This is a genomic window from Alkalibacillus aidingensis (genome assembly GCF_014595945.1).
In the GTDB taxonomy this organism is placed as follows: domain Bacteria; phylum Bacillota; class Bacilli; order Bacillales; family Alkalibacillaceae; genus Alkalibacillus; species Alkalibacillus aidingensis.
The window spans coordinates 259,112-279,867 of the sequence record NZ_JABXWU010000001.1; the positions used below are offsets into that span (position 1 = coordinate 259,112).

Annotated in this window: 22 protein-coding genes; 20 read left to right on the plus strand and 2 right to left on the minus strand. The window is 38.3% G+C overall.

Going from position 1 to position 20,756, the window contains the following annotated elements:
* Positions 1-226: 226 nt before the first annotated feature.
* The gene (locus HWQ49_RS01315) at positions 227-1,489 is read right to left on the minus strand and encodes an NCS2 family permease (RefSeq protein WP_188205766.1); all 1,263 of its coding nucleotides are present in this window, start codon (positions 1,487-1,489) and stop codon (positions 227-229) included.
* 187 nt (positions 1,490-1,676) lie between these two features.
* On the opposite strand from HWQ49_RS01315, the gene sdaAB reads away from it, so the two are divergent.
* From sdaAB to rnc, 9 genes are all read left to right on the plus strand, one after another.
* Positions 1,677-2,339 (plus strand): L-serine ammonia-lyase, iron-sulfur-dependent subunit beta, encoded by a 663-nt coding sequence (sdaAB, locus tag HWQ49_RS01320; protein WP_188205767.1) that lies wholly within the window; start codon positions 1,677-1,679, stop codon positions 2,337-2,339.
* 22 nt (positions 2,340-2,361) lie between these two features.
* Complete coding sequence (gene sdaAA / locus HWQ49_RS01325) at positions 2,362-3,246, plus strand: L-serine ammonia-lyase, iron-sulfur-dependent, subunit alpha (protein ID WP_188205768.1); 885 nt, start codon at positions 2,362-2,364, stop codon at positions 3,244-3,246.
* Positions 3,247-3,251: 5 nt separating this feature from the next.
* On the plus strand, positions 3,252-5,288 hold the full coding sequence (recG, locus tag HWQ49_RS01330) for an ATP-dependent DNA helicase RecG (RefSeq protein ID WP_188205769.1): 2,037 nt from the start codon (positions 3,252-3,254) through the stop codon (positions 5,286-5,288).
* A gap of 71 nt (positions 5,289-5,359) precedes the next feature.
* Positions 5,360-5,923, plus strand: a complete 564-nt coding sequence (gene fapR / locus HWQ49_RS01335) for a transcription factor FapR (RefSeq protein ID WP_188205770.1) — start codon at positions 5,360-5,362, stop codon at positions 5,921-5,923.
* Between the two features lie 15 nt (positions 5,924-5,938).
* Positions 5,939-6,946 (plus strand): phosphate acyltransferase PlsX, encoded by a 1,008-nt coding sequence (gene plsX / locus HWQ49_RS01340; RefSeq protein ID WP_188205771.1) that lies wholly within the window; start codon positions 5,939-5,941, stop codon positions 6,944-6,946.
* Between the two features lie 3 nt (positions 6,947-6,949).
* Positions 6,950-7,894: an ACP S-malonyltransferase gene (gene fabD, locus HWQ49_RS01345; protein WP_188205772.1), complete on the plus strand. Its 945-nt coding sequence runs from the start codon at positions 6,950-6,952 to the stop codon at positions 7,892-7,894.
* A 2-nt stretch (positions 7,895-7,896) separates the two neighbouring features.
* Positions 7,897-8,637 carry a 3-oxoacyl-[acyl-carrier-protein] reductase gene (fabG, locus tag HWQ49_RS01350; RefSeq protein ID WP_188205773.1) on the plus strand — a complete coding sequence of 247 codons (741 nt, stop codon included), beginning with the start codon at positions 7,897-7,899 and terminating at the stop codon, positions 8,635-8,637.
* A gap of 38 nt (positions 8,638-8,675) precedes the next feature.
* Complete coding sequence (locus tag HWQ49_RS01355; RefSeq protein WP_188205774.1) at positions 8,676-8,909, plus strand: acyl carrier protein; 234 nt, start codon at positions 8,676-8,678, stop codon at positions 8,907-8,909.
* Positions 8,910-8,981: 72 nt separating this feature from the next.
* Positions 8,982-9,659, plus strand: coding sequence for a ribonuclease III (rnc, locus tag HWQ49_RS01360; protein ID WP_188205775.1), 678 nt, complete (start codon positions 8,982-8,984; stop codon positions 9,657-9,659).
* Between the two features lie 63 nt (positions 9,660-9,722).
* Here rnc and HWQ49_RS01365 read toward each other — a convergent pair whose 3' ends face one another.
* Entirely contained in the window at positions 9,723-9,944 is a 222-nt protein-coding gene (locus HWQ49_RS01365) for a DUF1128 domain-containing protein (RefSeq protein ID WP_188205776.1), read from the minus strand.
* 180 nt (positions 9,945-10,124) lie between these two features.
* Here HWQ49_RS01365 and smc point away from each other — a divergent pair, with 180 nt between their 5' ends.
* The 11 genes from smc (at position 10,125) to ylqF (ending at position 20,322) form a co-directional block, all read left to right on the plus strand.
* Positions 10,125-13,694, plus strand: coding sequence for a chromosome segregation protein SMC (smc, locus tag HWQ49_RS01370; RefSeq protein WP_188205777.1), 3,570 nt, complete (start codon positions 10,125-10,127; stop codon positions 13,692-13,694).
* A 51-nt stretch (positions 13,695-13,745) separates the two neighbouring features.
* Positions 13,746-14,753 (plus strand): signal recognition particle-docking protein FtsY, encoded by a 1,008-nt coding sequence (gene ftsY / locus HWQ49_RS01375; RefSeq protein ID WP_188205778.1) that lies wholly within the window; start codon positions 13,746-13,748, stop codon positions 14,751-14,753.
* Positions 14,754-14,787: 34 nt separating this feature from the next.
* Positions 14,788-15,114 (plus strand): putative DNA-binding protein, encoded by a 327-nt coding sequence (locus HWQ49_RS01380; protein ID WP_188205779.1) that lies wholly within the window; start codon positions 14,788-14,790, stop codon positions 15,112-15,114.
* A 13-nt stretch (positions 15,115-15,127) separates the two neighbouring features.
* Positions 15,128-16,468, plus strand: coding sequence for a signal recognition particle protein (ffh, locus tag HWQ49_RS01385; protein WP_188205780.1), 1,341 nt, complete (start codon positions 15,128-15,130; stop codon positions 16,466-16,468).
* Between the two features lie 78 nt (positions 16,469-16,546).
* On the plus strand, positions 16,547-16,816 hold the full coding sequence (gene rpsP / locus HWQ49_RS01390) for a 30S ribosomal protein S16 (protein ID WP_188205781.1): 270 nt from the start codon (positions 16,547-16,549) through the stop codon (positions 16,814-16,816).
* A gap of 17 nt (positions 16,817-16,833) precedes the next feature.
* Positions 16,834-17,061, plus strand: a complete 228-nt coding sequence (locus tag HWQ49_RS01395; protein ID WP_188205782.1) for a KH domain-containing protein — start codon at positions 16,834-16,836, stop codon at positions 17,059-17,061.
* 196 nt (positions 17,062-17,257) lie between these two features.
* Positions 17,258-17,647: a YlqD family protein gene (locus HWQ49_RS01400; RefSeq protein ID WP_188205783.1), complete on the plus strand. Its 390-nt coding sequence runs from the start codon at positions 17,258-17,260 to the stop codon at positions 17,645-17,647.
* 5 nt (positions 17,648-17,652) lie between these two features.
* A complete protein-coding gene (gene rimM / locus HWQ49_RS01405) occupies positions 17,653-18,168 on the plus strand; it encodes a ribosome maturation factor RimM (protein WP_188205784.1) in 516 nt (171 codons plus the stop codon).
* The gene (gene trmD, locus HWQ49_RS01410) at positions 18,168-18,899 is read left to right on the plus strand and encodes a tRNA (guanosine(37)-N1)-methyltransferase TrmD (protein WP_188205785.1); all 732 of its coding nucleotides are present in this window, start codon (positions 18,168-18,170) and stop codon (positions 18,897-18,899) included. Before rimM ends, trmD begins: the two co-directional genes overlap by 1 nt.
* A 126-nt stretch (positions 18,900-19,025) precedes the next feature.
* Entirely contained in the window at positions 19,026-19,370 is a 345-nt protein-coding gene (gene rplS / locus HWQ49_RS01415) for a 50S ribosomal protein L19 (RefSeq protein ID WP_188205786.1), read from the plus strand.
* 103 nt (positions 19,371-19,473) lie between these two features.
* A complete protein-coding gene (gene ylqF, locus HWQ49_RS01420; protein WP_188205787.1) occupies positions 19,474-20,322 on the plus strand; it encodes a ribosome biogenesis GTPase YlqF in 849 nt (282 codons plus the stop codon).
* Positions 20,323-20,756: the final 434 nt, after the last annotated feature.

Below are 20,756 nucleotides of genomic sequence, written 5' to 3' on the forward strand. Positions count from 1 at the left end.
TAATTAGACCCTGTCTCATGGTCATTTTGCGCTTCATACAGAGCTAAAACAGTCTTGAGCCCCCGTCTCACGGACATTTCACGCTTCAAACAGAGGCGAAACGTCCATGAAGACCACTTCCATCCGACGTTTTTTCCACCAAATTGCTCATCATATCATTGATCCCGATCACAAAGTCTGAGTAACGAACATCATCCACCAATTGTGAACAAAAAAAGACGTCCACCTACATAAAAGCTTTGGTTAAAAACTCTAGTAAGAATAAACTTGAGATAATGATTAACAATGGCGTTACTTCGTCTTTCTTACCAGCCACGATTTTTACGATTGGATAAGCAATGAAACCAAACGCCATTCCATCTGCAATACTATAAGTAAACGGAATCATAAACATAATTAGAAACGTTGGGAATGCTTCGGTCAGATCATCAACTTTAATGTGCTTAATGTTTTGCATCATGAGCACACCAACAATAATTAAGATCGGACTAATAGCATTAGATGGAATCATAGAAATATAAGGGATTATGAAAAATGTCCCTAGAAATAATATACCGATCACCACACTGGTTAGACCAGTTCGGGCTTTAGCCGCAATGACCGCTGCACTCTCTGCAGCTGGTATTGTTGGCGATGTCCCAAAGAAACCACTTAAAGTAGCAGCAATTGCACTTGTTTGATTAGCTTTCTTAAAAGCATGATGTTTATTTAACATATCAAGTTGACCGTGTAATAAGCCCATGCTTTCGAAAATTAATACAATCGCTAAAGGTAACACAGCAATCCAAAATGTGAGCTGCCAAATATGATCAAATGACGGTACCACCATGAAATCAGTGATACTCTCTACAGTAATGGTTGTTTGTTCGGTGTCTAAAACGCCAAATAAATAGGCAATCGCTGTCCCAATCGCCATTGTGAATAAGAAGTTAGCTGGTACGTTTTTAACAAATAAGATAACACCTATTAACAACGATAGTAAGCTCACAATGACATATGAAGATGAGAAATCACCTAAGGCAATTATTGAATAATCGCCACTAACGATTAAACCACCATTTTCTAACCCGATTAAAACGAGAAAGAGCCCTAAACCAATAGTAATACCATGTTTTAACGCATCAGGAATAGCTTTCTTGAATGACTCTCCTAATGGTGTTAAAACAGTTGCAAGGAATATTAAACTCGCAACGACGACTACACCAAGCCCTTGTTCATAAGTGAATTCATACTGCTGAACAATGGAGTAAGCAAATAAAGCGTTAACTCCCATACCTGGTATAATGATAATTGGAACCCTTGCCCAAAGCCCCATTAAAATACAACCAAAGGTACTGGCTAAGATCGTCGCAATCATTGCATCTTCTCGGTTAATTCCAGTATCACTTAATATAGCACTATTAACAACTACTATATATACAGTTGTTAAGTAGCCAATGATTCCAGCAATTACCTCGTTAGTCCAACGACTGTTAGGCCATGTTTTCATGAGTACTCCTTCTTTTGTTGTAAGCCCTCGCCCACCCGAGTCTTAAAAACCCATAGCATATTATAATCCTATTATGGGCGATTATCAACTAAACTTGCATGACAAACCTATCGAATAATTGTTGGAATTTTACTTATTTAACGATAAAATAAAGGTAGACTCAGGATTACAATAAGGTGGTGTCCATATGAAATTTAGATCGGTTTTTGATATTATTGGTCCGGTTATGATTGGTCCATCAAGTTCACACACAGCAGGTGCTGCTCGTATCGGTAAAATGGCAAGAGAATTATTTGGCCGACAACCGAACTGGGCAAAAATTCATCTTTATGGATCTTTTGCAAAAACGTATAAAGGGCATGGCACAGATGTTGCGCTTGTTGGTGGGTTATTAGGTTTCGACACTTATGATGAGCGTATTAAAGAAGCTTTAGAATTAGCAGATCAGGCGAATTTAAATATAGAATTTATTGAAGAAGATGGTTCTGCAGAACACCCAAATACAGCGAGAATTCACATGGGTGATGAGGACGGTGAATTTGAGTTAGTTGGTATATCAATTGGTGGTGGAAAAGCAGAGATTACCGAGTTAAATGGCTTTGAGTTAAGGTTGACGGGGCGTTCTCCAGCGATACTTGTTATGCATAACGATCGCTTTGGGGCAATTGCGTCAGTGACTAATGTGCTAGCTAACTATAAAATTAACATCGGTCATATGGAAGTAGCTAGACGTGAGGAAGGAAAGGATGCCATGATGATCATCGAAACAGATGAGAGAATTCCGAAAGACATCATGGAGGAATTAAAGACCTGTGATCATATTTCGCAGGTTGTGACGATTTCAGATTAACAACAGAAGGGAGTGGTTACAGGTGTTTAAAAATGTTAGTGAGTTAATTCACTTAGCAGAATCTCAAAATATCCCAATCTCTGAGGTGATGATCCGTCAAGAAGTTGAGGAAACGGATAAACCTAGAGAAGAGATTGTTGCAGAGATGGGACGTAATTTAGATATAATGGAAAAAGCAGTAGAAGACGGGTTGAACGGGGTCAAATCACGCTCTGGTTTAACAGGTGGAGATGCTGTTTTAATTAAAAAATATATGGAAGAACAAGATAGCTTGTCAGGCAATTTATTGTTAGATGTGGTCAGTAAAGCAGTAGCAACGAATGAGGTTAACGCAGCTATGGGGACAATTTGTGCGACCCCTACAGCAGGTAGTGCAGGGTGTGTGCCAGGAGTATTGTTTGGTTTAAAGCCTAGGCTCAAGCCAACACGCGAACAAATGATACGCTTTTTATTTACTTCAGGTGCTTTTGGTCAGGTAGTTGCTAATAATGCATCAATCTCAGGAGCTGCTGGTGGTTGTCAGGCTGAAGTTGGTTCTGCTGCTGGTATGGCCAGTGCTGCAGCTGTTGAAATGGCAGGTGGTAGCCCACAACAATCGGCAGAAGCGATGGCAATTACGCTAAAAAATATGCTTGGTCTTGTTTGTGATCCTGTAGCTGGTTTAGTGGAGGTGCCTTGTGTGAAAAGAAATGCCATGGGCTCTTCACAGGCTATTGTTTCAGCTGATTTAGCCTTAGCAGGAGTTACAAGCCGAATTCCGTGTGATGAAGTGATCGGAGCTATGTTTAGAATTGGTGAAAGCATGTCACCGGCTTTAAAAGAAACGGCAGAAGGTGGTTTAGCCGCAACGCCTACTGGTAGAGAATTAGCTAAGAAAGTCTTCGGTCCAGCGTTAGGAAGTGAGTGATTAACGTGTTTAATGAACCTGTTAGTAATATTCCAAGTGTCGGAGAAAAAACTGAAGAACAATTAGCGATGTTAGATATTAAGAAAGTGGGAGATTTACTCTTCCACTTTCCTTTTCGTTATGACTTTTTAGAACTAAAGCCGTTAGAGGAAATTGGTCATGAAGAGGTGGCGACCATCGAAGGTGAAGTTGTCTCTCAGCCTAATGTATCCTTTTATGGAAGGAAAAAATCAAGACTAACTTGTACCATACAAGTTGGTGTGGTAGCAATCAAGGCAGTATTCTTTAATCAGGCCTTTTTGAAAGATCGTTTAATCATTGGAGAGAAGGTTACGTTAACCGGCAAATGGGATATGCATCGGTTGCAATTAACGGTACATAAGTTTCATCCACAATCATTTGATGAAGCCAGTTCGATTGAACCTATTTACCACACTAAGGGTAAGCTTACCACAGCAAATTTAAAAAAATTGATCTCCTATGCGATTAAGACATCATTAGATGAGCTTGAAGAGATCTTACCTGAAGCATATTTACATAATTATAAGATTCCTGAAAGAAGACAAGCTATTAAGGAATTACATCAACCGTCTTCTAAAGTTACACTAAAACATGCTCGTAGACGGTTTATTTACGAAGAGTTATTTATTTTTCAGTTAAAAATGCAATGGGTTAGACGCGAGAATAAGATGAATAGTCACGGCATTCCCAAACATATTGATCCGGATCAATTAAATGACTTTATTTCAGAACTGCCTTTCCAATTAACCGATAGTCAACAACGTGTTTTGCACGAAGTTTTAACTGATTTAAAGAGTGATAATCGCATGAACAGATTACTTCAAGGTGATGTCGGTTCTGGTAAAACCATTATTGCAGCCATCGCTTTATATGCTACAGCCATGGCCAATCAGCAAGGGGCATTGATGGTACCGACTGAAATTCTGGCAGAACAACACGAACAGTCTTTAAAAGAGCTATTTGATGACCGACTAAATATAGCGCTTTTAACTGGGTCTGTTAAAGGTAAGCGGCGTCGTGAAATCTTAGAACAACTAGAACAAGGAAAGATTGACCTTGTTGTCGGAACACATGCGTTAATTCAAGAGGATACTGTTTTTCATAACCTTGGTTTGGTGATTGTCGATGAACAGCACCGTTTCGGAGTAGAGCAGCGAAAAACGTTACGTGATAAAGGGTTGACCCCGGATGTTCTGTTTATGACGGCAACTCCTATACCACGGACACTGTCGATTACGACGTTTGGTGATATGGATGTATCTGTTATTGATGAAATGCCTAAAGGTCGTCTGCCAGTAAAAACCTATTGGGCTAAAGAGAGTATGTTAGAGCGAGTATATCAGTTTCTCATTAAAGAGATTCAAAAAGGACATCAAGCCTATGTAATTTGTCCATTAATAGAGGAGTCAGATCAACTTGATATTCAAAATGCCGTTGATTTATTTGAAGAACTATCGGAAGTGTTACCAAGTACCGTTAATATCGGATTAATGCATGGACGTTTATCTCAACAGGATAAAGAAAGTTTAATGAGACAGTTTGCGAACAACGAAATTCAGTTACTTGTTTCAACTACCGTAATCGAAGTAGGGGTAAACGTGCCGAACGCTACGACCATGGTAATCTACGATGCAGAACGGTTTGGCTTAGCCCAACTTCATCAGTTAAGGGGAAGAGTAGGGCGAGGAAGTCACCAAAGTTACTGTATTTTAATTGCCGATCCTAAATCTGAAAATGGTAAAGAGCGAATGCGAGTGATGACAGAGACAACAGATGGATTTGAGTTATCAGAACACGACTTACAAATTCGTGGGCCAGGAGACTTCTTCGGTAAAAAACAAAGTGGCTTACCAGAGTTTAAAGTCGCCAATATAGTTGATGATTACCGGGCATTGGAAGTCGCTAGAAAAGACGCAGTTAAAGTAATGAATGAGCAGTTATTAGAAACTGATCCAGAATATGCGGAGTTAAAACAAGTGATCGAGTCAGATCCTTTAATTAAGGAGCGAATTTTTGATTAATAATTGCATCTTGCCTTAACGTATTATATATTACTATTAGGACCTAGTCATAAATCGGATGGTGTAAATAAATGAAAATCAAAAAGAAAGAAAGACAAAAGCAATTATTACAGTTGATTGAAGAGAGTCCTTTTATTACAGATGAAGATTTAGCCAAAAGATTCGGCGTCAGTATTCAAACCATTCGTTTGGACCGATTAGAATTGTCTATCCCTGAATTAAGAGAACGAATTAAATACGTTGCTAAGAAACAATGGGACGAAACGGTAAAAGCCTTACCTTTAGATGAGGTTATAGGAGAAGTCATAGATTTAAAATTAGATGAGATGGCCATATCTATATTAGATATTAGAGAAGAGCACGTGTTTTCACGCAATTTAATCGCACGTGGACACCATTTATTTGCGCAGGCTAACTCGTTAGCAGTTGCAGTAATTGATGACGATTTAGCATTAACGGCTAAAGCAGATATTCAATTTACACGCCCTGTAAAATTAGAAGAGCGTGTCGTCGCAAAAGCAAAGGTTACCGGTGAAGATAATAAGCGTAGGACACTTGTTGAAGTCAACAGTTATGTTAATCAAGAACTAGTTTTTGCTGGACGTTTTAAGATGTATCGTACAACGGACCAATAAAAAGGAGTTTTGACTATGAAACTTGCAATAGATGCGATGGGTGGAGATCATGCGCCACAAGCCGTGGTTGAAGGAGTTAAGTTAGCACTTGAGCACTATCAGGATTTATCAATTATTTTATTCGGAGATGAAAACCAGATCCGTCCATTACTTGGGGAGCAAAAGCATCCTAGAATTAGTGTTCACCACACAACAGAAAAAATTGAAAATGATGATGAACCTGTAAGAGTTGTCCGTAAGAAAAAAAATGCCTCAATGGTGCTTATGGCTGAAGCAGTGAAAGACAAAACAGCTGATGCTTGTATCTCAGCTGGAAATACCGGAGCTTTGATGAGTGCAGGGTTGTTTAAAGTTGGACGAATTAAAGGGATTGAACGTCCTGCCCTAAGCCCTACCCTCCCAACCATTGACGGATCAGGATTTTTGTTATTGGATGTTGGAGCGAATGTAGAGGCAAAAGCTCAACATTTACTTCAATATGCTATTATGGGATCGATTTACGTAGAGAATGTTAGAGAAGTTAAGAATCCTAGAGTAGGTTTATTGAATGTAGGAACCGAAGACCAAAAAGGAACAGAGTTAACTAAGAACGCTTTTAAATTACTGAGTGATGCACCGATTAACTTTATTGGTAATGTTGAAGCTCGAGACTTATTAGACGGAGTAGCCGATGTCGTTGTGACTGACGGTTTTTCTGGTAATATAGCATTAAAAACAATTGAGGGAACCGCATTATCCATGTTTTCTATGATTAAAGATGTGTTTATGAAAAGCACTAAAACGAAACTGGCTGCTGCCATGGTCAAATCAGATTTGCGAGGTTTAAAAGATCAACTAGATTATTCTGAGTATGGTGGAGCTGCATTATTTGGGTTAAGTGCACCAGTTATTAAGGCTCATGGTTCATCAAATGACCGGGCCATTTTTAGTGCGATTAAGCAGACATATCATTTAGTAGATAAAGATGTCATCAATCTTATTAAAGATGAGGTGCAGTCACTAGAGGATAGAGAGGAGACTTAAATGATGAAGAAATTGGCTTTTTTATTCCCTGGCCAAGGCTCGCAAAGTGTTGGGATGGGGCAATCCTTTTATGAACAAGTACCAGAAGTCAAGCAGATGTTTAAACAAGCAGATGAAGTGTTAGGCTATTCATTGAGTGACTTAATGCTTAATGGACCAGACGATGAACTAACTAAAACGGAGAATGCTCAACCTGCCTTATTATTAAATAGTGTTGCTATTTTTGAACAGTTGAAAAAAGCAGAAGTTTCTCCTTCAATGGTAGCTGGTCATAGTTTGGGAGAATATAGCGCTCTTTACGCTGCTAATGCCATCTCTTTTGAAGATGCTCTTCAAGCGGTTCATCAACGTGGTAAGCTAATGGAGCAAGCGGTGCCGTCAGGGCAAGGAACGATGGCAGCTGTATTAGGACTTGATGATGAGACCATTATGAACGTAACTGACGAAATTACTAAGTCAGGTAACGTTGTAAATGTGGCAAACTATAATTGCCCAGGTCAAACCGTGATTTCCGGAACGACTCAGGGTGTGAATCTAGCAGTAGAGGCCTTAAAAGAAGCCGGTGCTAAACGTGTTTTACCTTTAAATGTTAGCGGTCCGTTTCACTCACAACTCATGAAACCAGCAAGTGCAGATTTTACAACTGTGTTAGATCAAGCAGATATAAAGGATGCTGAACTGCCGGTCTATGCGAATGTAACAGCTGAGCCGGTACAAGACCAGGAACAAATTAAACAATTATTAATTGAACAGCTATACTCACCGGTTCAATTTACACAAACGCTAAAAAATATGGTTGAACAAGACGTTGATGCGTTTGTTGAAGTTGGTAATGGTAAAGTATTATCTGGATTAGTTAAAAAAGTCCATCGTAGAGCAAAAGTATTTAGTGTCCAAGATCAAGACAGTTTTGATCAGCTAATTAATTGGTTGAAGGAGGAAGAGTAGACATGTTAAATGGTAAAGCTGCTTTAGTGACAGGTGCATCTCGTGGAATTGGAAAAGCCATTGCGCTTGAGTTAGCTAAGCAAGGTGCTAATGTTGTTGTTAATTATGCAGGAAGCAAAGATAAAGCAGAAGCTGTTGTTGACGAGATTAAACAATTAGGACAAGAAGCGGTAGCTGTCCAAGCAAACGTATCGTCAGCAGACGAGGTTAAAGCATTAATTAAAGAAACGATTGACCAGTTTGGTTCGGTTGATATACTTGTGAATAATGCCGGAATTACCCGAGATAATTTATTAATGCGTATGAAAGAAGAGGAATTTGATGATGTAATTGAAACCAACTTAAAAGGTGTATATAACTGCATCAAAGGGGTTACACGTCAAATGATGAAACAACGTGCTGGTAAAATTATCAATGTGGCATCAATTGTTGGTGTTACTGGTAACCCTGGTCAAACTAACTATGTTGCCGCTAAAGCAGGTGTGATTGGGATGACTAAATCCGTAGCCAAAGAATTAGCTACACGTCATATTAATGTTAATGCGGTAGCACCTGGATTTATTGCAACAGATATGACAGATGAACTTTCAGATGAAGCTAAACAACAAATGTATGATTTAATACCATTAGGCCGTCTTGGCGATCCTGAAGATGTGGCAAAAGTTGTACGCTTTTTAGCATCCAGTGATGCGGATTATCTAACAGGTCAGACCCTACATGTAGACGGTGGTATGGTAATGTAATATAATAAATTGTCCAAGCTTTGAAGGGAGGTGACAACATGGCAGACGTATTTGATCGCGTAAAAAACATCATTGTTGAGCGTCTTGATGTTGATGAATCAAAAGTTACTGAGGCAGCTTCATTTAAAGATGATCTAGAGGCGGATTCTTTAGATGTCGTTGAATTAGTAATGGAACTTGAAGATGAGTTCGATATGGAAATTTCTGATGAAGAAGCAGAAAAAATTAATACAGTAGGTGATGCTGTGAACTACATAAACAGCACCCAGTAAATATCTGAGTTGAGGATGGCATCAAAGAGTCATCCTCTTCTGTTATATTTACGAATAGAAAAGGTGGAAGATATGGATTTGAAACAATTTCAAGAGTTACTAAACATTCAATTTAAAAATGAACAACTTTTAAAACAGGCTTTTATGCATACATCATATGTGAATGAGCATCAGGACCCACAACTAGAAGATAACGAAAGGTTAGAATTTTTAGGTGATGCAGTACTAGAGCTCGCTGTATCCCAACATTTATATCGACACTATCCTGATATGAGTGAAGGAGAATTAACCAAATTCCGTGCCAATATTGTCTGTGAACCCTCGCTAGAGCAATTTGCTAAACAATTAAAGATTAATGAATGTGTATTGCTTGGTAAAGGTGAGGAAGCCTCTGGTGGAAGAAACAGGCCAGCGTTATTGGCAGATGCATTTGAAGCCTTTATTGGGGCGCTTTATTTAGACCAAGGTTTTGAAACGGCCTTATCCGTCTTACAAGCGCATATTTTTCCAAATATTGAACCGGGTGCTTTTTCGCATGTGATGGATTATAAAAGTAAATTACAAGAAGCTGTACAAAAACGGGGGAAATCGGTTGAATACCAAATTATTGATGAAATTGGACCCGATCATAATCGTCAATTTATAGCAGCAGTTTATGTGGAAGATCAGAAGTTAGGTACAGGGCAAGGACGTTCCAAAAAGGATGCCGAGCAAGAGGCTGCGCGTGAAGCGTTAAGTGCCATTCAATAACTGTGCTACTAAAAACACCGTACCAGTTTAAAGTTCTTGGTACGGTGTTTTATTCGTGAATAATTATTTACGATACTTTTTTAGCTCGTCAATAATAGCGTTTATTTCTGCTACACTTACTTGTCCTTGCATGGTAAGCATGTCATAAATATCCTTGATTTCGTGATAGTGCTCTAGGTCATAATCTTCCGGATTTAGAAGCGAAGAGTTCATAACTTGTAGCTTTTTAGCTAGTTCATCGATAATATATTCTAAATTTTCAGCTGTAGCTTCGTTTAAATTCATCTTTTCAACTCCCATTCATATTTTGAAACCTTCTTTGATTCTATGTTTTATGATAAAATAAATAGGTTGAAATGTTAAGTGTATTCATATAAAAATACAACCGTGTACATATAAATTGTGTTCTTTAAATCAATGTTAGATTTTAAAGGGTAAGGATAGAAAGTAAGTAGGTGTTTATAAATGTTTTTAAAAAAGCTAGAAACGGTCGGGTTTAAGTCCTTTGCAGAACGCATATCCGTTGATTTCGTTCCAGGTGTCACAGCGGTAGTGGGACCTAACGGAAGTGGTAAGTCCAATATTACCGACGCTATTCGTTGGGTACTGGGTGAGCAATCGGCTAAATCGTTACGTGGTGCAAAGATGGAAGATGTCATTTTTGCTGGAAGTGACACACGTAAAGCATTAAATGTTGCTGATGTCACATTAGTTTTAGATAATGAGGATCATCAGCTACCCATTGATTATGATGAAGTAGCTGTAACTAGGCGTGTTTATCGTTCAGGTGATAGTGAATACTTAATCAATAAGCAGCCTTGTCGACTGAAAGATATCACCGACTTATTTATGGATTCAGGTTTAGGAAAAGAGGCCTTCTCGATCATAAGTCAGGGGAAGGTTGAAGAGATCTTAAGTTCGAAATCAGAGGAGCGACGTAGTATCTTTGAAGAAGCAGCAGGGGTACTTAAGTATAAAAAACGTAAATTAAACGCTCAAAAGAAGTTAGATGAAACCGAAGATAACCTAAATCGTGTAGAAGATATTATTCATGAGATCGAAGGTCAACTAGAGCCATTAGAAAAACAAGCCGAAGTAGCAAGAAAGTATCTGGAAAAAAGAGAAGAACTTGAACGTGTCGAAGTGTCCTTGTTAGTGACTGAGATTGAACAAATTCATGAAGAGTGGGACCAGTTATTAAAGTCAATTGATCAGTTAAATGAGCAACTACAAGTTGAAAAAGCTGTCATTCAAAAAGATGAAGCCCATTTGGAAGAAAAACGTCAATTAATCCAATCACTAGAACAACAAATTAACAAGTGGCAAGATGAGAAACTTTACTTAACCAAAGAAATCGAACAGTTAGAAGGACAAAAGAACCTAATTGCAGAACGTTTAAAACATTTTGATGAAAGTAAAGATAAATTAGAGGAAAGCATTCACACGCATGAGAATCAAATTGAACAGTATCAGCTTGATATTGATGATTATCAGAAACGATTGGATGTTTTACGGAGTGCACGAAACGAGACTAAAGAAACGATTGCTCATTTAAAAGCCAAGCTTTCATCTGAAGAAGGAAATATTGAGGACCAAATTGAACAGCATAAAGCAGAATATATTGATTTGTTAAATGAGCAGGCAGCTAGTCGCAATGAGAAACACTCCATTGAGAAGCAAATTGAACAAATCAACGAACGTAAAAAGCGACTAGATGAGCGTTTTGAGAAAATGCTATTAGAGCGTGAAACTCTACAATCCAACTATGATCAATTTAAAGAAGAAAAAGAGAATGCTACACAAAGGCTAAATCAAATCAAAGCAGCTTATCAACGTATAGAAAATGAATTCACATCACAACAAACTGCTATTCAAAGTGATGAAGAAAAATTAAATCAGGCCTACCGAATCATTGAGCAATTGAAATCAAAAAGAGAAATGCTTGAGGATATGAAAGACTCATATAGTGGGTTTTACTACGGTGTAAAGGCAATTTTACAAGCAAAAGAACGTGGCGAACTAACAGGTATACATGGTGCCGTTGCTCAATTGATCCAAGTCCCACAAGATTACGTAACGGCGTTAGAGACAGCATTAGGAGCACAAGCGCAGCATTTAGTGGTCAGTAATGAGCAATCTGCTCGGGACGCCATCCAATTTTTAAAACGCACAAAGAGTGGTCGGGCAACCTTACTGCCTCTTTCGACCATGAAGTCACGCTTGGTTGACCAACGTGTCTATGACAGGGTCTCCAGTTTTAAAGGTTTTGTTGGCGTATTTTCAGAACTAGTTGAGGTTGAGAAATCTTATCAAACCATCGTTGAGAATTTACTAGGAAATGTATTAGTGACGGAAACCTTAAAGGATGCTAATGAACTGGCGAAGCAAGTCAATCATCGGTTCCGAGTCGTTACACTAGAAGGTGATGTTGTTAATCCAGGTGGTTCAATGAGTGGTGGTGCTAAAAAGAATAGTAATCAAGTTTCACTATTTACTCGTGAACAGGAACTAGAAGAAGTCATTCAAAAGTTAGCCAACTATGAAGTCAAAACCAACCAATTTAAACAAGAGCTTGAGCAAAAACAAGCTAAATTAGCAGGTTTGCGTAAAGACTTAAGTGAAACGGAAAAACAAAAAAATGAAATTCAAGAACAAGTTCATACACTCGATCAAGAGTTGGCGACGATTGAAGTACAACTATCCAATACTAATAAGCAATTAGAAGTCTATGATCAAGAAAACAAACAATTTTCCCAAGAAGAACAACAGCTTAAAGATCAGCTCGATCAACTGGAAAATACGTTAGTTAATCAAAGCGAACGATCTGAAACCTTAAGACAAAAGATTGATGACCTAACGGAAAACCAGTCATCTTACCAAGCACAACAGGATGAAAATCAAGAACAGTTGAATCATTTACAAATTCGTTTAGCCGAACAGGACACAGATGTTAGAAACCAAGAGGAACGGCTAGTGCAGTTACAAGAAAGTTTGCGCGAAGAACAAAGTGCTAAAGAGAAAATTGAAGATGAGCTTAAAGATTTAAAAGAGTCCCATGAGAAGGCCCATACGATTGAAGGACTTACAGAAACATTGCAAAACCATCGTAACCATTTAGTTTCTGTTGATTCAAAGCTTGAGGAAGCAAGAGGTCAACGTGAAAACGAAATTCAGCTCCAAGAAGATTTAGAGCGTGAACTAAAAGAGAAAAACCGTCAATATGAAGAGAGAAAAAGTCAAGTACAAAAACAGGAAGTCCAAGCAAACCGTTTAGATGTTGATTTAGAAAATCGCTTGCAGCAATTAAGTGATGAGTACACAATGACGTTTGAACGAGCTAAAGATACTTATGGACCAGCTCATGATTTAAATGAAGCCAAACAGCAGGTGAATTTGATTAAACGAGAAATCAAAAATCTAGGAAATGTCAATTTAGGTTCAATAGATGAGTTTGAGAGGATTCAAGAACGCTATGGCTTTTTAACTGATCAGCGTAATGATTTATTAGAGGCAAAAGAAACTCTTCATTCGATCATCGCTGAAATGGATGATGAAATGATCCGCAAGTTTAGCGAAACCTTTACTAAAATCCAAGAAGAGTTTTCAAAAGTATTTAAAGAGCTTTTTGGTGGTGGACGGGCTGAATTGACATTAACTAATCCTGATGATCTCCTAGAAACAGGAGTGGACATTATCGCTCAACCTCCAGGAAAGAAACTGCAACAACTCGGATTGTTATCCGGTGGCGAACGGGCATTAACCGCAATCGCTCTATTATTTGCGATATTACGTGTTCGTCCTGTTCCATTTTGTGTGTTAGATGAGGTAGAAGCTGCTTTAGATGAGGCAAATGTCGTTCGTTTTGCGGGATATTTAAAGCATTTCTCAGCTCAAACACAATTTATTGTGATTACTCACCGAAAAGGTACAATGGAACGTGCAGACGTCTTATATGGTGTCACCATGCAAGAATCTGGGGTTTCTAAACTAGTTTCCGTTAAACTAGAGGAAACTGAAGAAATGATCAGTTCATAACTTACTATTCAACACAATTTAGTGGTTAGAGCAAAGAAAGGAAGTCGACAAATGGGTTTCTTTAAAAAGTTAAAAGAAAAAATTAGTACACAAACTGACCAAGTCACAGATAAATTTAAAGACGGATTAACGAAAACGAGGGACAATTTCACCTCAAAGGTTAATGACCTTGTTGCTCGTTACCGAAAAGTAGACGAAGAGTTCTTTGAAGAGTTAGAAGAAATTTTAATCTCTGCTGATGTCGGTGTTGAAACCGTCATGGAGTTAATCGAAGAACTTGAGATGGAGGTTAAGCGTCAAAACATCCAAGACACTGAGGCAGTTAAAGAGGTTATTTCTGAGAAGTTAGTTGATATTTATTATGGTGATGACAATGAATCGGTTGAAGAGTTAAACCTTCAAGAAGATGATTTAACAGTCATTTTAATCGTGGGCGTTAACGGTGTAGGTAAAACCACAACTATTGGAAAGCTTGCTCACCAGTTAAAGCAAGAGGGTAAGTCAGTGTTATTAGCAGCAGGCGATACCTTCCGTGCTGGTGCGATTGATCAGCTTGATGTATGGGGTGAAAGAGCTGATGTTGATGTCATCAAGCATAATGAAGGTAGTGACCCAGCAGCAGTTATTTATGATGGCATTCAAGCGGCAAAATCACGTGGTGCTGATGTCTTATTATGTGATACAGCAGGCCGTTTGCAAAACAAAGTTAACCTTATGAAAGAATTATCTAAAGTTAAGAAGGTTATTGAACGTGAAATTCCTCAAGCTCCGCATGAAACATTGCTTGTCCTAGATGCGACAACGGGTCAGAATGCCATGAGCCAAGCGAAGGTCTTTAAAGAGGCGACTGATGTGTCTGGAATTGTTTTAACGAAGTTAGATGGAACAGCAAGAGGTGGAATTGTTCTAGCTATTCGTAATGAATTAGATATACCAGTTAAATATGTTGGCCTCGGTGAACAAATTACTGATCTGCAACCATTTAATGCCCATCAGTTTGTCTATGGATTATTTGGTGATTTAATGGTAGAAAGTAACGAGTCAGAACAGGAGTCATGATTCCGGTAGTGAAAAGACCGTTAGGAGTGTTATCGTGCTTGAAAAAACAACACGTATAAATTATTTATTTGATTTTTATCAACAGTTATTAACCGATAAACAGCGAAAATATATGGAATTATATTATTTAGAAGACTATTCTTTAGGAGAAATTTCTGAAACCTATCATGTAAGTCGACAAGCTGTTTATGATAATATAAAACGTACAGAGGCCATGTTAGAAGAATATGAGTCACAACTGGGTTTATATGAACGTTTTGAAAAACGCAATGAACTTATTCAAGAAATGAAAGAAAAATTAGATACCCAAGAATATGATGATCTAAAGACTTTACTAGATCAATTGGAAAACCTAGAGTAGGGGGACGGTCCAAATGGCATTTGAAGGTTTAGCCGAGCGACTGCAAGGAACAATTAAAAAAATTACAGGTAAGGGTAAGGTATCTGAAGCAGACGTTAAAGAAATGACGCGTGAAGTCAGACTAGCTTTGCTTGAAGCCGATGTTAACTTTAAAGTCGTAAAGGATTTAATTAAACGAATAAAAGAACGAGCTGTCGGTCAAGAAGTTTTAGAGAGCCTGACACCAGGGCAGCAAGTCATCAAAGTGGTTAAAGAAGAGTTGACGGAACTAATGGGTGGAGAGCAAAGTAAGATTGCTGTAGCTAATAAGCCACCAACCGTTATTATGATGGTAGGTTTACAAGGTGCGGGTAAAACAACGACTACAGGTAAGTTAGCTAATTTACTACGCAAAAAATATAACCGTAATCCATTGTTAGTAGCAGCTGACGTTTATCGGCCAGCTGCGATTGATCAGTTAGAAACGTTAGGCACGCAACTAGATATGCCTGTCTATTCTAAGGGAACTGATGCTAATCCGGTTGATATTGCCAATGAAGCGATCGATAAAGCTAAGGAAGAACACCACGATTATGTCATCATCGATACAGCCGGTCGTTTACATGTCGATGAAGATCTAATGGGAGAATTACAACAAATTAAAGAAGACACCAACCCTGATGAAATCTTCTTAGTTGTTGATGCGATGACAGGTCAGGATGCTGTAAACGTTGCTGAAAGTTTTGATGAACAACTTGATATTAGTGGGGTTGTTTTAACCAAATTAGATGGTGACACTCGTGGTGGTGCTGCTTTATCTATTCGAGCTGTAACAGGTAAACCAGTTAAATTCGCTGGTATGGGTGAGAAACTTGACCAATTAGAAGCTTTCCATCCTGATCGCATGGCTTCACGTATTTTAGGAATGGGGGATGTCTTTAGCTTAATTGAAAAGGCAGAAGCTGAAGTCGATGAGAAAAAAGCTAAAGAAATGCAAGACAAGATGCGGTCTATGTCTTTTACATTCGAAGACTTCCTAGAACAAATGGATCAAGTAAAAAATATGGGGCCATTAGATGAACTAATAAATATGATGCCTGGTGCCAATAAAATGAAAGGCATGAAAAACCTACAGGTGGATGATAAACAGCTATCTCATATTGAAGCTATTATCCAATCCATGACCAAGAAAGAAAGAGTCGACCCTAGCATAATTAATGCTAGTCGTAAGAAGCGAATTGCCAAGGGATCAGGCACTTCAGTTGCCCAGGTCAATCGCTTGCTTAAACAGTTTGATGAAATGAAGAAAATGATGAAACAAATGACAAGTTCTAAGAAAGGGAAGAAGGGTGGAATGAATTTTCCGTTTATGTAATGGAAAAATCCTTTACACACTTTTAAATCTCTGATACAATCTTTACTTGTGATAAGCAATTTAATGGAGGTGTAAGATATGGCAGTTAAAATCCGCTTAAAAAGAATGGGTTCTAAAAGAAAACCTTTTTACCGTGTAGTAGTTGCAGATTCACGTTCACCTCGTGATGGACGTATTATTGAGCAAATTGGCACATATAATCCAGTTACTGAAACTCCAGAGGTTTCAATCGACGAAGAAAAAGCGTTAGACTGGATGACTAAAGGTGCAAAACCTAGTGACACAGTACGCAACTTATTCTCAAAGCAAGGCATCATGGAGAAGTTTCACGAGTCAAAAAATAACTAATAAGGATTTGTGATAGCATGAAAGCCTTAATTGAAACAATTGTAAATCCATTGGTTGATTACCCAGAAGATGTTGATGTGACAGTTGAGGAGACGGATTATAAAATTCGTTATCATTTAACAGTACATGAACAAGACGTTGGAAAAGTAATTGGAAAAAATGGACGTATTGCTAAAGCAATTCGTACGGTTGTCCACGCAGCTAATACGAATTCAAGCAAAAAGGTTTTTGTTGATATTATGTAAAGAGGGAGAGGGGACAACCTTTCCCTTTTTTGTAGTTAAAAATATAATTTTTCGTGACTTTTGCTTTATTTGGTGGATGATGTTCATTTACTCAGGCTTTGTGATCGTGCTCAATGGTATGATGAGCTTATATCCATATTGAGTTTAAGCATTTTATAAGATTCCATTTTTCTTTTGGAGACGGGGTGAATGCTCCATGCAATTTATTCGCAAGACAACGATTAAACAAGTCGTCACAGAATCAAGTAAACAACAGCTACTGGATAAGTTCCAAAAGCTATTAAACAATAAGAAAAAAGAAATACAACAATTACAATTTGAAAAAAGAAAATTAATTTATCAGCGAACTTTTGACCAAGCTAAAGTCGAAGAGAAATTTGCTAAAGAGGAACTTAAACGCCAGCAATCGATCGATTGGTACGAACAACAAATCTCACAACTAGAACAATTACCTCTAGGAAGCGAAATTATTGAAGGTGAAGTAGAAGAGATTGTTGAAAAGTCAATCGGAGATCCATGGGAAGATGTTGTCGGAGAAAAAGCAGTTGTCATTCAAGATGGTCAAATCGTTCGAATAGATAGGTGATTGATATGAGTAAAGAATACTTAAATGTTGGAAAGATCGTTAATACACATGGTGTCCGAGGGGAAGTACGAGTTATTGCGGTAACTGATTTTGATGAGCGCTTTGAGCCGGGGAGTCGGTTGTACATTTTAGATGAACAGCAATCGCCGACTGAGTTAATCGTCAAAACACATCGAAAGCATAAACAGTTCGACCTATTGTCATTTGAAGGCTACGAATCAATCAACGAGGTAGAACCTTTGAAGAATTATCAGTTAAAAGTCGCACAAGAAGACCTTCATGAATTAGATGAGGGGGAATTTTATTACTATGAAATTATCGGTTGTCAGGTTTACTTAACGGATGGTTCACATATAGGTCACGTCAAAGAAATTCTATCTCCAGGAGCTAATGATGTTTGGGTTGTTCAGCGACAAGGTAAAAAGGATGCTCTGATTCCGTATATTGATGATGTTGTAAAACAAGTGGACATTGAGAATCAACGAATCGTAATTGAAGAAATGGAAGGGTTGCTTACGTAATGAAGCTTGATATTTTAACGTTATTTCCTGAGATGTTTACAGGTGTATTTGAATCGTCCATTTTGAAGAAAGCAAGAGAAAAAGGAGCTTACGATTATCAATTGGTTGATTTTCGTGATTATACGGAAAACAAGCATCGTAAAGTCGATGATTATCCATACGGGGGTGGTGCTGGAATGGTATTAACACCACAGCCCTTATTTGATGCGGTTGAAGATTTAAAAAAGCAGAATCAAACTGAGCCACGGGTTGTTCTATTGTGTCCACAAGGAGAACGCTACACTCAACAAAAAGCTGAGGAGTTAGCAGAAGAAGAACATTTAGTATTAGTCTGTGGGCATTATGAAGGGTTCGATGAGAGAGTCCGTACTGAATTAGCAACCGATGAAATTTCGATTGGTGACTATGTGTTAACAGGAGGAGAATTGGGAGCCATGGTTATTGCTGATAGTGTGGTTCGTTTGTTACCAGGAGTACTTGGTAATGAAGATTCTGCTGTCAAAGATTCTTTTTCGATAAATCTATTGGAGCATCCACATTATACACGTCCTAGTGACTTTAGAGGACATAAAGTACCAGATGTCTTAATGTCTGGAAACCACCAAAAAATTGAAGAATGGCGCCGTTATCAATCACTTAAACGAACTTTTGAAAGAAGACCAGATCTTATTGATGAGGATCAGTTAAGTGAAGAAGATCGAAAAATATTAAAAGATATTAAAAAGAGATAGATATTGCATCTGAATAACCTTTATGATATATTAAGCTAGTGCTTAAGTGTTCACTTAAGCTTGATAACGATGTTCCGCTACTTAAGAGGTTAAGTAAGAGCATTAGTTTGGAAGGAGTGAACGAACATGCAAAACATTCTAGATCAAGTCGCACAAGACCAATTGCGTACTGATGTACCTGAATTTCGCGCGGGTGACTCTGTAAAGGTACACGTTAAAGTTGTCGAGGGTAACCGTGAACGTATCCAGGTATTCGAAGGTGTTGTGATCAAACGACGTGGTGGTGGAATTAGCGAAACGTTTACCGTACGTAAGATTTCTTACGGTGTTGGCGTTGAGCGTACATTCCCGGTACATTCTCCACGAGTAGACAAAATCGAAGTTTCTCGTCGTGGTAAAGTACGTCGTGCGAAGCTTTATTACCTACGTGATCTACGTGGTAAAGCAGCGCGTATTCCAGAAAGACGATAATAACAAGATGAAACGAAAAGAGCCTGGCTTTCAAGTCAGGCTCTTTTTTTCTTTGTTTTAAGATCAAATAACCGTTAAGATATAAGGTAGAGGTGAGTGAAAGATGACAATTCAATGGTTTCCTGGACATATGGCCAAGGCCAAACGTGAAGTCGAAGAAAAACTAAAACTAGTCGACTTAGTCGTTGAATTAGTGGATGCAAGAGCACCACTATCTAGCCAAAATCCAATGCTTCAAGAAGTGCTAGGTGATAAACAAAAACTAGTTCTATTAATGAAAAGTGACTTAGCTGATCCAAAGTTAACTCAAGCTTGGGTCGATTATTTTCACTCTCAGAACTTACACGCTTTAGCCGTTAATGTAAATAACAAAAATGATATAAAGAAAATCGTTCAACAAGCTAAGAAAATAGGCGAAGGAATTAATGAAAGACGTGTAGAAAAAGGAATTAACCCCCGGTCGTTACGTGCGATGATTATTGGTATTCCTAATGTTGGGAAGTCCACTTTAATCAATCGATTAGTTAATAAAAAACGTGCAGAAACGGGTGATCGACCTGGTGTGACTAAACAACAACAGTGGGTCAAGGTTCAAGGTGAGTTTGAACTTTTAGATACACCAGGAATCTTATGGCCTAAATTTGAAGACGAAGAGGTTGGTTATAAGTTAGCTGCTATTGGTACGATTAAAGACCAAATTCTGCATTTAGACGATATTGCAGTGTTCATTTTACGCTATTTAAAGGAACACGATCCGAATGCTTTAACGGAAAGATACTCATTAGACCTAGATACCGATGATATTGTTGAATGGTTTGATTCTATTGGCAAAAAGCGTGGGTGTCTAGTTTCAGGTGGAATGGTTGATTACGATAAAGTTGCGGATATCATTATTCAAGATTTAAGAAGTGGTGATTTGGGACAGGTAACATTTGACCGAATAGAGGAATAATTGGTGACTGTTTTTAGGGGGATTGTTGTTATAATTGGTATTTGATCGATGATGTTCATCATCACTCAGAGAGTTCTTGGGCTTTCAATGACGTTTTGACACCGTGTGAAGCGAAAAACGTAAGATAGAAGCACTGTCAATGGCGTTTTGACACCGTGTGAAGCACAAAACGTAAGATAGAAGCACTGTCAATGACGTTTTACCACCGTCAGAAGCGAAAAACGTAAGATAGAAGCACTGTCAATGACGTTTTGACACCGTGTGAAGCGAAAAACGTAAGATAGAAGCACTGTCAATGACGTTTTACCATCATGTGAAGCACAAAACGTAAGAGAGAAGCAAACTCAATGACGTTTTGACACCGTGTGAAGCATAAAACGTAAGATAGAAGCACTGTCAATGACGTTTTGACACCGTGTGAAGCGAAAAACGTA